This is a genomic window from Crocosphaera sp. Alani8, assembly GCF_038442745.1.
In the GTDB taxonomy this organism is placed as follows: Bacteria; Cyanobacteriota; Cyanobacteriia; order Cyanobacteriales; family Microcystaceae; genus Crocosphaera.
This window is the reverse complement of record NZ_JARVCN010000250.1, coordinates 19,444-31,894: the sequence shown is the minus strand read 5'-3', so window position 1 is coordinate 31,894 and position 12,451 is coordinate 19,444. Positions and strand designations below refer to the sequence as shown.

Here is a 12,451-nt window from a genome sequence, read left to right as displayed (position 1 = left end):
TGGCTCTTTTCGTCATCTGGTAAGGCTTTCAGGTATTCGTGTCCCCACGCCAGCTCAGCGTTAGTTGTCATTGCTAGTTTAGGACTGTTTGTGTACGGAATCGCTACTTTTAAAGGTGAAGCAAAACCCAATGGTGTTCTTCCTGATAACCTCAAAACCTATCAAGACTGGAGCTTTTTTACTTCGGGTTTCTTGATTGGCGGTTTGGGCGGCGTGTTATTCGCTTGTTTCCTTTTGCTTGAAATTGCTCGTGCGGGCATTGCGTAGCAGTTGATCGATAAAGGAAGTAGAGGAGCAAGGGAGAAATTTAGAATCTAAAATGCCAAAATTTTATGTTTCTGAATTCCTGATAACCCTTGTTCTCCTACTTTCTTTAAATAAATAAAAAATGGAGATTTTCCTATGACAATTCCTTTACTGGATTATCCGTTATCTAGTCAAAATCAACGGGTCAATGGTTTTGAGGTACCTGGGGACGAAGTTCCTAAAATCTACACCTTGGAAAATTTACCTCAAGGGACAGAAATCGGCGAAATTATCTGGGCCTGCTACCGACAAATTTTTAATGAACAGCAGATTATCACTTTTAATCGCCAAATTACTCTAGAGTCTCAGCTAAAAAACGGGCAAATTACCATTCGGGATTTCATTAGAGGTTTGCTTTTGTCTGATTCGTTTCGTCGTTTAAATTACGAGACAAATAGCAATTATCGCTTTGCTGAGATGTGTATTCAAAGGGTTCTTGGGCGATCAGCTTACAATAAGAAAGAAACCATGGCCTGGTCTATTATTCTAGCAACTCGAGGGTTACAAGGCTTTGTTGATCAATTACTCAATAGCGAAGAGTATTTAGGAAACTTTGGGGATGACATTGTTCCCTATCAACGTCGTCGGATTTTGCCTCAGCGAACCGTGGGACAATTACCAGTAGCTAGAATGGCCCGTTACGACGACCACCATCTGACTCAACTCCTCGTCACCGGTCAACTTAAACCTGTTCCTCGTATTGTGGTTGATCGCAGTGCTGGTGTTTATCGAAAAGTTATTCTTCTGGTTCCTGCTGCCTCGGTTGCCTTATTAATCGCTATGATCTCCGTTGTTGTTGGTTCTCGATAGCAGAAAATGCAAGAGAAGGAACAGACCTTTTGTTCCTATCTCCTGCTTTGTGTAACATCTCTTAAAGAAAATAATTATTAATAAGTTTTCAAGGTTGAAAGCAATTTAATTAGCATAAAAGCTTAAATTATCCATTAAATTAACAAAAGTATGTTTAAATATTATTGAGAAAGATTATTATTAAAGCAACTTTGACTTCATGGCACTCTCCTCTCTGTCCTTCCTCACTAACGACTCTGAGTCGAAAAAACCCTCAAAATACCTTCTTTGGTGTCGTCCCACATTTGCCCCCGAACAAGGGGTATTATTGGTGTTGTTTGGTTCTTTTTTGACCGGTGCATCTTTGGCACAACAATGGAATCAATGGACTAATTTAGCTTTGCTCTGTGTCTTTTTTGCCCTACAAGTGGAGCATCCCTATGTGGTGCAGCTCAAGCAAAGAAGAACTTGGAAACCCCGTTTTTTGATTTGGGGGGGAATCTATGGAATAAGTGCCTTAAGTTTGGCGGTAGTGCTTTGGTTTCATTCTCCAGTATTGTTACCCATTTATCTCCTAGCGATCGCTGCATTGATTGCCGATGGGGTTGCTGTACTTCACCAAAAGCATAAGTGCATAACCAATGAACTGATCAGTTTTGCGGCTATTTGTCTCGCATCACCCTTAGCTTACGGTGCAACCACGGGGAATCTCTCTATGGAAGCATTTGGGATGTGGATTTTAAACACTTTATTTTTTAGTAGTGCTATTTACACCATCAAACTACGGAAAAAAAGAACCCAATCGTTAACACCAGGAATTATTTATCATGGTTTATCGGCCTTAATTATAGTCGGACTTTATGAGTTAGATTGTTTATCCTTAATAACAGCTTTATCTTTTGCCGTAGTCTTGATTAAATTTGGCATCGTTAATTGTGTACTGGAATGGTATCGTCAAGCCAAGTTTCAGGCGATCGCTATTTTTGAAACTCGCTTTGCTCTAGTTTATACTGCCATTGCTTGTATTAGTGTTCTTCCTGCACATTTGCCCCCAAGATAACGTTTATAATAATTAGGGTAATCAGCTAAGATTAACCTGAATGGACAGTTTGTTATCTGTTTTACGCGATAATCCCTTAGTTTCATTTACTATTTTATTATTAGTTATTCTAACCTTACCGCCCATTTTTGAGCGGTTACGTCTTCCTGGGTTAGTAGGGTTACTCTTTGCTGGTGTTATTTTGGGCAAAGATGGTTTCTATATTTTAGATGCCGATTCGGAAAGCATAAAATTGTTTACTGACATCGGTAAAATTTATCTCATGTTTGTGGCGGGATTAGAAATAGATTTAGCTGAATTTCGCAGAACAAAAGAACGCTCTTTAGTTTTCGGTAGTTTAACATTCTTTTTTCCCTTATTAACAGGAACTTATGTAGGTTATAATTTTGGTTTTGGTTGGAATTCTTCTATTTTAATCGGTTCTTTTTTAGCGTCTCATACTCTCTTAGGTTTTCCCATTGTTCAACGGTTAGGAATGGTCAAAAATCAGGCCGTAATGGTAACCATTGGAGCAACTATTTTTACCGATATTGCTGCTTTATTGATATTAGCTATTTGTGTATCTATTCATAGTGGTGATTTTTCCGCTGCTAGTTTAGTTATTCAATTTGTTTCTTTGGGTTTTTACTCGGTTTTTGTCCTCTTCGGTTTTGACTGGTTAGGTAAAGAATATTTCAGGCGCAGTGGAGATGAAGAAAGTAATCAATTTTTGTTTGTTCTACTAACATTTCTTTTGGCTTCTATTGGCGCACAATTAATTAACGTGGACAAAATTGTAGGAGCTTTTTTAGCCGGTTTAGCTGTCAATGATGTGGTAGGTAATGGTCCAGTAAAAGAAAAGGTAGAATTTGTAGGTGGAACCTTATTTATTCCTTTCTTTTTTGTGGGAATGGGACTTTTATTAGATATTCCTGCTTTCCTTGAGACAATTCGTTTTCAACAGCTTTTAGTTATTGGTATTGTTGGGGGGCTAATCGTCTCAAAATTACTGGCTGCAACCATCGCTAAGTTAATTTATCGCTATACTTTAGCGGAATTACTTACTATGTGGTCATTGTCTTTGCCCCAAGTTGCAGCCACATTAGCAGCCGCTTTAGCCGCTTACGAAGTTCAGAATTCAGCAGGGGAAAGATTGATTAATGAAGCTGTTTTTAATAGTATCATTGTCTTGATGCTAATTACTTCTGTTTTAGGACCCGTATTAACTGCACAATTTGCCACAAAATTGCCGTTGCCAAAAACAAAAGAAAATGAAGAAAACGATAATGTTGGAAGTACCTTAGACGAATGGTTACCTCAATTAAGAACAGAAATCAAGAACGATAATTTTACTGTAGTTATTCCCATCTATAATCCCCGTACTCAACGGGATTTAATCGAAATGGGTGCTTTATTAGCAAAAAAAGAATCAGGAATTATTGTCCCGGTTTCTATCGCCGCAGCTAATGTTCACATGGATGATCCGCAAGTTGATGGTAACCTTAAACAAAGTCAAATTTTGTTAGATCGAGCCATAGAAATTGGTCAGGAATTTAATGTATCTGCTCAACCGATTATCCGAATCGATGATGATGTTGCTCAGGGAATTAGTCGCAGTGCAAAAGAAAAAAATGCTGACCTAATTATTATGGGATGGACTGAAAATACAGGCTTAAAAGCACGACTTTTTGGCACAATTTTAGATACAGTTTTTTGGTCGTCTCATTGTCCCGTTGCTGTGATGCGTTTACTGGATAATCCCACCAATTTACGTCGCATTTTACTACCGATTAAAAATATAAGTAAAGCCACTTTAGAAACTCTTAAGTTTGCTAAACTATTTGCTGATGCTAACCAAGGAAAAATTACCTTATTACATATTTGCGATCGCCAAACCCCAAATGAACAAATTACAGAATTTAAAAACACTTTATATCAGTTAGCAACTGATTATAAATTATTAGAAATATCCAAAATAAAAATGATTATTCATGAGGAACCTGCACAAGTAATTATTCGCGCTTCTCATCAGTTTGATCTAGTAATCTTAAGATCCTTTCGTCGTCGTACAGTTGGTGGTTTAGCAGTAAGCGATATCACTACAGAAGTCCTCAAAAAACTAAGTTGTTCTTTAGTCTTATTTGGACAACCCCATTCGTAATTTTATCTGTCAAACCAAGAAGCAGATACCGTATGTAGTTAAGCAAAAGTTTACTTTTATTAAGAGACGATTCAAAGAACTATAAACAGGGGAATTTTAAGCTGGAGAATACCCCTAATTAAGGAGATAGTTTTATGACTGCGATGATAGCTCAAATAAAATTAACAGAGCAACGTAAAAGAAATCTAGCTAACTATCGTGAATTGTTGAAAAATCCTCGTTCTGATGCTGCATGGATTGCCAAAAAAAGAGCTAATCTTCCCTACAATGATTTTCTTGGATTAAAACTTCATGCTTGTGCTTTATTTGATGAAGGAAAAACCCTCAATCAATTAGATCAGTTATTTATCGATCAGCTACGAACATTTTTACCAGAGGAAGAAATCCGCCAAAACGGCAGGTTATTTCGAGCAATGTCTCTAGAAGACCGCAAACTCCTTTTTCCTGAAAGAATCGCTCAACTAAATGCTGATTCTCCTTTGATGTCGGTGAAAGAGTATGGGAAGTTACGACTAACCAAAGATGAATTAAGCTCATTCTTAGATGATCCTCAAACATCAGAAGAGTCAAGAGAACAAATTAAACAACATTTCGCTCAAATTGATTCATTACAAGAATTAAAACGAAATTTTAGAGAAATGGAAGCAGCAACCCGTGGTCACGGCAAAGTAGGGTGCGTTTTTGATACAATTCACTGCGACGATGAAGACGATCCAGGAGAATCAGAAGTTTTTTGCTTTGGCACAGTCTTTAATCCTGACAACGAAGCTGTTACAACATTTAACACAAAAATTTATGAAGATGTAGGTAACGGGGACGACAGACACCCTAAAATGGTCTTACTCGACCCTAGAAATTCAGACGCAGAAACTATTATGCTGCCGATGTCTGTGGTCATGATGGAAGCAGACAGAAGTTGGGAAGGATTCTTGGAGTTTCTAGGGGCCCTTAGTGACTTTCTGGCAAACTCGGAAAATGCGATTATCAGTATCATGCTTGAGATATCTCAAGAAGGTTTACCAGCTTGGATTGGTTTCGCTATCGATGTAGCCGGTTTTCTTTACGATGCGTATAAAGATGAAATGGATCATTGGGACCCTAATAAGGATGATTTAATTGCAAAAGGAGGCTATAGTTTCAAATTTGATAGTAATGAAGATGATGTTAGCTACGAAAATAGAAGTGGCTCTCGTCATCGCTTTGATTTTCTCTATAAAGTGAACCCAAATAAAACAACACCTAATTTTTGGGTTCGTCCACAAATTGGAGCAGGGGATGAAGGATGGTATAAACTAAAATTTCGCATTGGAGATTATGCAGAACTTAACAGCCTATATCCCGGCAAACTGTAATGATAATTTGATTTCAACTCAGTCTATAATTGTTCCCAAAACCAATGTTTTGTACGCACTGTAGTAAGACAAGGTAGACAATGTCTACCTTGTTATTCAAGGCCCCCTTGTCCTTCCCTAAAACCGAGGCTGTTTTTAGCTAAATATTTTCCTTTCTACAAGTTAAGGATCTTTCGGTGAGAAAAGGGTACATTTATAAGATGGCTAAAAAGAATCTAAACTATCGCTATCTCCTATTCAATAAACCTTATGGTGTGTTGTGTCAATTTACGGATAATAGTAACCCAGAAAATCCTCGGCCAACCCTCAAAAATTATATCCAAATTCCCGATGTTTATTCAGTGGGAAGACTGGACAAAGATAGCGAAGGATTACTATTTTTAACCAACAATGGCCCATTAAAACATCGTTTATCCCACCGTCAATTTGCTCACCCTCGTACCTATTTAGTGCAAGTGGAACAGACTCCTGACGATATGGCCTTAAATCAGTTACGTCGGGGTTTGATGATTAAAGACTATCGAACCCGACCAACACAAGTTAAATTGTTAGCTAGTACCCCCTCCGTACCCCCTCGTAATCCCCCTATCCGCTATCGCAAAACCGTTCCTACTGCTTGGTTAGAAATGACCCTAACAGAAGGACGCAACCGACAAGTGAGACGGATGACCGCTGCTGTGGGTTATCCCACCCTCAGACTGATTAGAATCGCCATAGGAGTGCAGAAAAAAGACAAAACCTTAAATTTGACCTTAAACAGTTTAAAGCCAGGTGAATGGCGCGAATTAGACCATTATGAGCTAATTGCACTAAGAGACTTGGGGATATTATAGTTGCACCCATGCAATGGAACTTCAAGACATTAAAAACAATGCTTCGGTAATTAAAAATTGCTAAGAAATTAGACTTATATTTAACAAATGAGTTGATAAGTTAACCCAAAATCAATTATCATTCTATCATCAATGTTAACTCAAAGGATAAATATACCTATGGGTTGCCTAATTCATGAAAATCTTTAGTACAAAGACGTTCACTGCAAGTCAAGATAAAATGACTTTTTGAACTGTATCTTTACGAAGGCTTTACAGTTAGAGTAAGATACCATCAGTGTACCACTGATTTTTCCTATCTTAATGTACAACAAACTTAGTATTTTGTAACAAAAGGAAACAAATCTTATGAAACGATTGTTCGCTTTAATTCTCGTTGCCGCCTTATGGTTTAGCTTTGCTCCTAGTGCAAGCGCCGCTTATGATAATTTGACCCCTTGTAGCGAAAACCCTGCTTATCAGCAAAAATCTCAAAACTTTCTCAACACCACCGATGACCCCTTATCTGGGCAGAAACGCGCTGAACGCTACGCAGAAGCACTATGCGGTCCCGAAGGTTATCCTCACTTGGTGGTAGATGGTAACTTCGCTCACGCTGGAGACTTCACCATTCCTGGTGTGATGTTCCTTTATATCGCAGGTTGGATTGGTTGGGTTGGACGCGCTTACTTAATCGCTGTCCGTGACGAGAAAGACTCTGAGATGAAAGAGATTATCATCGACGTTCCCCTAGCTATCAGCAAAATGCTTACAGGGTTTTCTTGGCCTTTACTTGCTGTACGAGAATTAATGACTGGTAAGCTAACCGTTAAAGATAGCGAAATTAACGTATCCCCTCGTTAATTAAACACCATTTTCACTTAATTTGATCGATTACTAATTGTTTGGAGAACCAAATTCATGGCAGATTTTACAAAGTTTTTATCCACCGCTCCTGTTTTAATTATGGCATTGCTAACCTTTACTGCAGGAATTTTAATTGAGTTCAATCGTTTCTATCCTGACCTTTTGTTTCATCCTTTAGGATAAAAGCTGTTGTGATTAATCACAGCATTAGTTAATGCTTTTTTTAGCGTTAACATAGCTAGAAATTTCCTAAAGACTATTTTTGGAACGGGTTGTAAATTCTCGTTCCAATTTTTTTTGTCCTTTCACTTATTGTTCTCAATCAATTCTTGTCTAGAATCATTTTGAAGTTACTAGGAGGTGCAACGGTTAAACCTCGTCTTACTGGTTTAAGGGGACGAGAAGAACAAAGTTTTAACCTATATTTTGAAAGTATGGCAAACAAAACTATTTTCATCTCCATTTTAGCCAACTCCATGCCAATGCAACGACGACTACCCCCACCAAAAGGGAAATATTCATAGGGAGAAAATTGTCTTTCTAAAAATCTTTCCGGACGAAATTGTTTAGAGTTAGGATAAATATCTTCTCGATGATGAACTAAATAAATTGCCGGGGCAAATAAAGTGCCAGGTTTAAATTGATATCCCATTATTTCTAAGGGAGTTTGTGAAATACGAAGAAATGTAGTTAAGACTACTGGATAAATCCGTAAAGTTTCTTTGCAAACCGCGTCTAAGTAGGGTAACTTGATCAACTGTAGTAAATCAGTAAACTCATCTAAATTTGAGAAATGCGATCGCAATTTTTCTTCGACTTCTGGACAATAATGAATCCAGTATAAAGCCCAAGTTAAACTAGAAGCGGTTGTTTCATGACCAGCAATTAAAAGAGTTATCAATTCATCCTGTAATTCTTGATCGCTCATCTGGTTTCCCTCTTCATCTTTTGCTAACATTAAGAGAGTTAAAATATCTGTTCCTGCGTAATTTTCTTGTTGGCGACGTTCTTGAATTTCACTATAAATTAACTGTTTAATTTTCGATTTTATCTGTAAAAAACGTCCCCACGGACTCCACTTTCCCCAGTCTTTTTGTAGAAAAGGAAAGAAAATTATCATTGCATTAGCAGGAGAATCAAAGAAAGATAGCCAGGATTTGAGTAAATTTTGTAATTCTTCATAACGCTCTCCTTCTGTAATCCCAAAAACAGCTTTTAAAATAACTTTGAGAGTAATTTCTTGCATGATTTCACGAACATTAAAAGCTTTATTTACTGCTAACTTTTCTGTAACTTCCTCACTGATAGAGTAAATTAGGTTTGCGTAGCTTTTCAGTCTTTCTCCGTGAAAAGGAGGAGTTAGCAATCTTCGCTCCCTTTGATGCCTTTCTCCTTGTAAAAAAAGTAAGGAATTATCTCCTAATAAAGTTGCTAAAAATCCTCCACCTGCTGCACTTTTGAAATTACTTTTATCCGTGGTTAATATTTCTTTGATTCCTTGAGGGTTACTAATATATACAAACAGAGGATCTGATTTACTGAATGTAAAAATTTCTCCGTACTTTTGATAATAGTTTTCTAAATAATCCAGAGGATAAAAAATAAGTTTAAACAGTCTCAGTGTTTGTGGTGTAGAAATGGTAGGTGGTAAAGTCATAATCGGTCTAAATACTCAATTTTGTAGTTAATTGATTCTTGATTTGTGGAAGATTAAGTTATATTAACCACTGTTGATTATGGTAACATGAATTGATATTTTGTATGCAAAGTTTTGTTTTTATAGAAAAACTTCACATTTCATTAATCGGTTATGAGTTACCGATAAAAAATAGATAAAAATTGATCTTAATCGGTTACAATAACTACAGAATTAATTGCTTAGGAAAAGTTGCTATGAAGCCGAATCGTAGCCAGGGGATGGAAATCCAGAAGCTAACAGGACTAGAACCTAGACATTTTGCCGATTTAGTCAGAGCATCCCAACTGGTTTTTGATCCAACCGGGGGTGTTTTTGGGAGACGTTTACACGTTGATTGGTCTATGTTTGGATTATCCCCTCATATTATTGAGAATTTGAAAAAATTAGGGGAAAAGTATCAATATTCCTCTCCCCATGTTCCAATGGAAATTATCTGGGTACAGTTAACCCCAGAAACCCGCAGCTGGTTTATCGATCACAAAGATATTTTATGGCAAATTGAAGAAACATATCCTCCTATGGATGAAGATTAAAGTTTCCGAGACTTAGTTATTCTGTCCTGCAAATTCTTGATGCGATAACCTATAATTTCAATCGAGGAAATGCGGGACTTTTCAGATTACTTGTATTTGAGTTTCAAAACCAAAATAGGAAACGCCAAAATAAAAGTAGCTACATTGGTCATAATAACTGGAATATCTCCTAGAAACAAACCATAAACAATCCACAATAACAAACCACTACAAAACAATAAAAACATCTCCAAGGAAATGTCTTTAGTCGATCGAGTTTTCCAGGTTTTTAGCATTTGGGGAAAAAAAGAAATAGTGGTTAACGTCCCCGCTAATAAACCAATCCAAGTGATAGGAGTCATAGGTATTAATCAAAAATTAGATAGGATACAATAATAACAAAAAGATAATTATTATTATCTCCACAACGAATTTAGGGTAAACTCGGGACAATTGCTACTAAATCATTATATTAACCTTCATGTATGAGTCTAGCATTTATCTACATAACCAGCGAAAATTACGGCAATTGATGCAGCAAGCAGAAATTTCTAGTTTGAAGGAATTAAGTCGATTGTCAGGAGTATCTCAATGGCAGATAAATCGATTGTTAACGGGGTTACTTCCTAAACTATCCATTATTAATATTCTTAAACTATCCCAAGTATTAAAAATATCCCCAGAAGAGTTATTTCTAGAATTTGAAACTGCTGAATATCTAAAAGACGATTGGAAAATTACTGCTCAGGTAATGTCCGGCGATAATAGTATTAGTGTAGAATCTTTACAAAAAGAATTAAATCAACAGCAAGAGAATTTACAACAGGAATTTCAAGCATCTAGTATAGCAACTCTAGAATCTTGGTTATTACAATGGCCAACCGCTACTACTGTTGCTAAAAAAAATCCCGAAATATCTGCCGTTAAATTATTACCTTTAGTCCAACCCATTTTTGAATTACTGAAACAATGGGGAGTAGAAATTAAGGGAACCGTAGGAGAAGTGGTTTCTTATAATCCCCAGTTTCATCAACTATTGGAAGGAGGAGGATCTGTTGAAATTGGTGATCCTGTGGTCATTCGCTACGTAGGCTACGATCATAACCATAAATTGTTGTACCGTGCCAAGGTAAGTCCAGTCAAAAAAGATAACCAACAAACCACAACAACTAACGAATCTGTTTAACAAATCTTTACAAAAAGGCTGTTCTTTCGGCATTAGGGGGGATTTTTGTCAAAGTTCCCTGACATTAGCCCAAAAAACCCCATTTAGTTATCTATGATACTTACTTTTATCATCTGTTCTTTCTATGCTTAATGGCTAAGGTTGCTGTTAAGTTTCGCTGAAACAGATCCTTTTGTTGAATTGGTAATCATAGAATTTATGGCCCATCATGGAATATTCGTGCTGTCAGAAAAATATCCCCAATTACGGCCAATGATTAAGCAAGGTCGCTATTTACTAGGATACACAGACGGCAGTCGTAAAGGACAACAGATACAAGTATTTTTATTGCGTTCCCCCTGGACTCAATTTTGTATTTGGGCTGCTACCGATGAAGTTGCAACCCCTCCAGGTGGGGTTTTGCTTGTCACCGATGATCCCGACTGGAGTATAGAAAGCAACTGGAAAGCCTACAGTCTAGTCACTCCAGCATCTTCGGCCTCACCCCAACAAAATCGTCGTCAGAAAGCGTCAAAACGGGTTTCCCCCATCACAACCCTGGCGGCTGAAATTGCCACCGAAGCAGCCCAAACTGGTCATACCAAGGCTCAAAAAATGAGTTCTCGTACCTAGCAAATTCTCGGTAATTGTTCTCCGCTTAACATATCAACGATACGCTGAGAACCGATTTTACTTTCTAGGGTGACTAACCCCAATCCTGTGCCTCGGCCAGTGACTTCCCCAACTATAGAAGCGTCTTGAGAAAAAGATTTTAAAATGTCTAAGGCATGGTTAACCGAGCTTTTTGGGATAAAAGCGACAAATCTCCCCTCATTGGCCACATATAGGGGATCAAACCCTAGAATTTCACAAGCTCCTTGCACCTCTTCTCTTACTGCGATCGCTTTTTCCTTAATATTGATAGTCACCCCTGCACTGGTAGCAATTTCGTTTAACGCGCTGGCTAAACCCCCTCGGGTTAAATCCCTTAAACAGTGAATTTCTACCCCTTGATTGAGCATTTCTAAAACCAGATTATGAAGTGGCGCACAGTCACTTTCGATGGTAGTTTCTAATTCTAATCCCTCTCGAACAGCCATGATAGAAATGCCATGACGGCCAATATCTCCGTTGATCAAAATAGCATCTCCCGGTTGCACCATTTGGGGAGCAATGGTTTGATCATGTTCTATGGTTCCTACCCCTGCGGTATTAATAAAAATCCCGTCTCCCTTGCCGCGATCGACCACCTTTGTATCTCCCGTAACCACCCTTACCTGAGCCAGATCAGCCGCAATTTTTAAAGATTGAATAACACCCCATAAAGTTTCCATGGGTAGTCCTTCTTCGATAATAAATCCTAAACTTAAATAAAGAGGACGCGCACCACTCATAGCCAAATCGTTGACAGTTCCATTAATAGCTAAACTACCAATATCTCCCCCAGGAAAAAAGAGGGGATGGATCACATAAGAATCCGTTGTAAAGGCAATTTTAGAAGCAGGAAGGCTAATAACAGCAGCATCATGGGGAGGAATATCCTCTGTACTTTTAAACACAGAAAAGACCATTTTTTCTAGTAGTTGCTGCATCAGTTTTCCCCCTCCCCCATGAGCAAGTAAAACTTGCGGGTATTGATCCAAAGGAATAGGACAAGACACATTAAAACCAGTCATTTTAGCTTATCAAACTACAATTTATACGTATAAATTATAGAAATTGATTCAGGTCAAAGTATCTAGAAAAAAG

14 protein-coding genes are annotated in these 12,451 nt (G+C 37.7%); 11 read left to right on the top strand and 3 right to left on the bottom strand.

Features of this window, described 5'->3' with window-relative positions:
- The 8 genes from P9B04_RS14665 to psaJ all read left to right on the top strand — a co-directional run.
- Nucleotides 1–267 (top strand): photosystem I reaction center subunit XI (locus P9B04_RS14665; protein WP_342055727.1); only part of this gene is annotated, 267 nt, incomplete at its 5' end.
- 135 nt (nt 268–402) lie between these two features.
- On the top strand, nt 403–1,116 hold the full coding sequence (locus P9B04_RS14660; RefSeq protein WP_342055726.1) for a phycobilisome rod-core linker polypeptide: 714 nt from the start codon (nt 403–405) through the stop codon (nt 1,114–1,116).
- A gap of 199 nt (nt 1,117–1,315) precedes the next feature.
- Nucleotides 1,316–2,155 carry a YwiC-like family protein gene (locus P9B04_RS14655; RefSeq protein WP_342055725.1) on the top strand — a complete coding sequence of 280 codons (840 nt, stop codon included), beginning with the start codon at nt 1,316–1,318 and terminating at the stop codon, nt 2,153–2,155.
- A 40-nt stretch (nt 2,156–2,195) separates the two neighbouring features.
- A complete protein-coding gene (locus P9B04_RS14650; RefSeq protein ID WP_342055724.1) occupies nt 2,196–4,295 on the top strand; it encodes a cation:proton antiporter in 2,100 nt (699 codons plus the stop codon).
- A 134-nt stretch (nt 4,296–4,429) separates the two neighbouring features.
- Complete coding sequence (locus P9B04_RS14645; RefSeq protein WP_342055723.1) at nt 4,430–5,647, top strand: hypothetical protein; 1,218 nt, start codon at nt 4,430–4,432, stop codon at nt 5,645–5,647.
- 200 nt (nt 5,648–5,847) lie between these two features.
- Nucleotides 5,848–6,480, top strand: coding sequence for a pseudouridine synthase (locus tag P9B04_RS14640; RefSeq protein ID WP_342055722.1), 633 nt, complete (start codon nt 5,848–5,850; stop codon nt 6,478–6,480).
- Between the two features lie 348 nt (nt 6,481–6,828).
- Nucleotides 6,829–7,323, top strand: a complete 495-nt coding sequence (locus tag P9B04_RS14635; RefSeq protein WP_342055721.1) for a Photosystem I reaction center subunit III — start codon at nt 6,829–6,831, stop codon at nt 7,321–7,323.
- Nucleotides 7,324–7,380: 57 nt separating this feature from the next.
- Complete coding sequence (gene psaJ / locus P9B04_RS14630) at nt 7,381–7,509, top strand: photosystem I reaction center subunit IX (RefSeq protein WP_342055720.1); 129 nt, start codon at nt 7,381–7,383, stop codon at nt 7,507–7,509.
- 139 nt (nt 7,510–7,648) lie between these two features.
- Here the strand turns inward: psaJ and P9B04_RS14625 are convergent, their stop codons facing one another.
- Entirely contained in the window at nt 7,649–8,983 is a 1,335-nt protein-coding gene (locus P9B04_RS14625; protein WP_342055719.1) for a cytochrome P450, read from the bottom strand.
- A 236-nt stretch (nt 8,984–9,219) separates the two neighbouring features.
- Between P9B04_RS14625 and P9B04_RS14620 the strand changes: the two genes are divergently transcribed.
- Nucleotides 9,220–9,558, top strand: a complete 339-nt coding sequence (locus tag P9B04_RS14620; protein ID WP_342055718.1) for a hypothetical protein — start codon at nt 9,220–9,222, stop codon at nt 9,556–9,558.
- A gap of 86 nt (nt 9,559–9,644) precedes the next feature.
- Here P9B04_RS14620 and P9B04_RS14615 read toward each other — a convergent pair whose 3' ends face one another.
- Nucleotides 9,645–9,899 (bottom strand): SemiSWEET transporter, encoded by a 255-nt coding sequence (locus P9B04_RS14615; RefSeq protein WP_342055717.1) that lies wholly within the window; start codon nt 9,897–9,899, stop codon nt 9,645–9,647.
- A gap of 119 nt (nt 9,900–10,018) precedes the next feature.
- On the opposite strand from P9B04_RS14615, the gene P9B04_RS14610 reads away from it, so the two are divergent.
- Together P9B04_RS14610 and P9B04_RS14605 are read left to right on the top strand one after the other, a co-directional pair.
- The gene (locus tag P9B04_RS14610; RefSeq protein WP_342055716.1) at nt 10,019–10,723 is read left to right on the top strand and encodes a helix-turn-helix domain-containing protein; all 705 of its coding nucleotides are present in this window, start codon (nt 10,019–10,021) and stop codon (nt 10,721–10,723) included.
- 141 nt (nt 10,724–10,864) lie between these two features.
- A complete protein-coding gene (locus tag P9B04_RS14605) occupies nt 10,865–11,335 on the top strand; it encodes a hypothetical protein (protein ID WP_342055715.1) in 471 nt (156 codons plus the stop codon).
- Here the strand turns inward: P9B04_RS14605 and hypE are convergent.
- Nucleotides 11,332–12,378, bottom strand: a complete 1,047-nt coding sequence (gene hypE / locus P9B04_RS14600) for a hydrogenase expression/formation protein HypE (protein WP_342055714.1) — start codon at nt 12,376–12,378, stop codon at nt 11,332–11,334. The genes P9B04_RS14605 and hypE overlap by 4 nt on opposite strands.
- Nucleotides 12,379–12,451: the final 73 nt, after the last annotated feature.

What these genes read in the sequence shown, in the direction of transcription:
- P9B04_RS14660 (WP_342055726.1), top strand. Translation starts at nt 403, where the DNA reads ATGACAATTCCTTTACTGGATTATCCGTTATCTAGTCAAAATCAACGG.
- P9B04_RS14655 (WP_342055725.1), top strand. Translation starts at nt 1,316, where the DNA reads ATGGCACTCTCCTCTCTGTCCTTCCTCACTAACGACTCTGAGTCGAAA.
- P9B04_RS14650 (WP_342055724.1), top strand. Translation starts at nt 2,196, where the DNA reads ATGGACAGTTTGTTATCTGTTTTACGCGATAATCCCTTAGTTTCATTT.
- P9B04_RS14645 (WP_342055723.1), top strand. Translation starts at nt 4,430, where the DNA reads ATGACTGCGATGATAGCTCAAATAAAATTAACAGAGCAACGTAAAAGA.
- P9B04_RS14640 (WP_342055722.1), top strand. Translation starts at nt 5,848, where the DNA reads ATGGCTAAAAAGAATCTAAACTATCGCTATCTCCTATTCAATAAACCT.
- P9B04_RS14635 (WP_342055721.1), top strand. Translation starts at nt 6,829, where the DNA reads ATGAAACGATTGTTCGCTTTAATTCTCGTTGCCGCCTTATGGTTTAGC.
- psaJ (WP_342055720.1), top strand. Translation starts at nt 7,381, where the DNA reads ATGGCAGATTTTACAAAGTTTTTATCCACCGCTCCTGTTTTAATTATG.
- P9B04_RS14625 (WP_342055719.1), bottom strand. Translation starts at nt 8,983, where the DNA reads ATGACTTTACCACCTACCATTTCTACACCACAAACACTGAGACTGTTT.
- P9B04_RS14620 (WP_342055718.1), top strand. Translation starts at nt 9,220, where the DNA reads ATGAAGCCGAATCGTAGCCAGGGGATGGAAATCCAGAAGCTAACAGGA.
- P9B04_RS14615 (WP_342055717.1), bottom strand. Translation starts at nt 9,899, where the DNA reads ATGACTCCTATCACTTGGATTGGTTTATTAGCGGGGACGTTAACCACT.
- P9B04_RS14610 (WP_342055716.1), top strand. Translation starts at nt 10,019, where the DNA reads ATGTATGAGTCTAGCATTTATCTACATAACCAGCGAAAATTACGGCAA.
- hypE (WP_342055714.1), bottom strand. Translation starts at nt 12,378, where the DNA reads ATGACTGGTTTTAATGTGTCTTGTCCTATTCCTTTGGATCAATACCCG.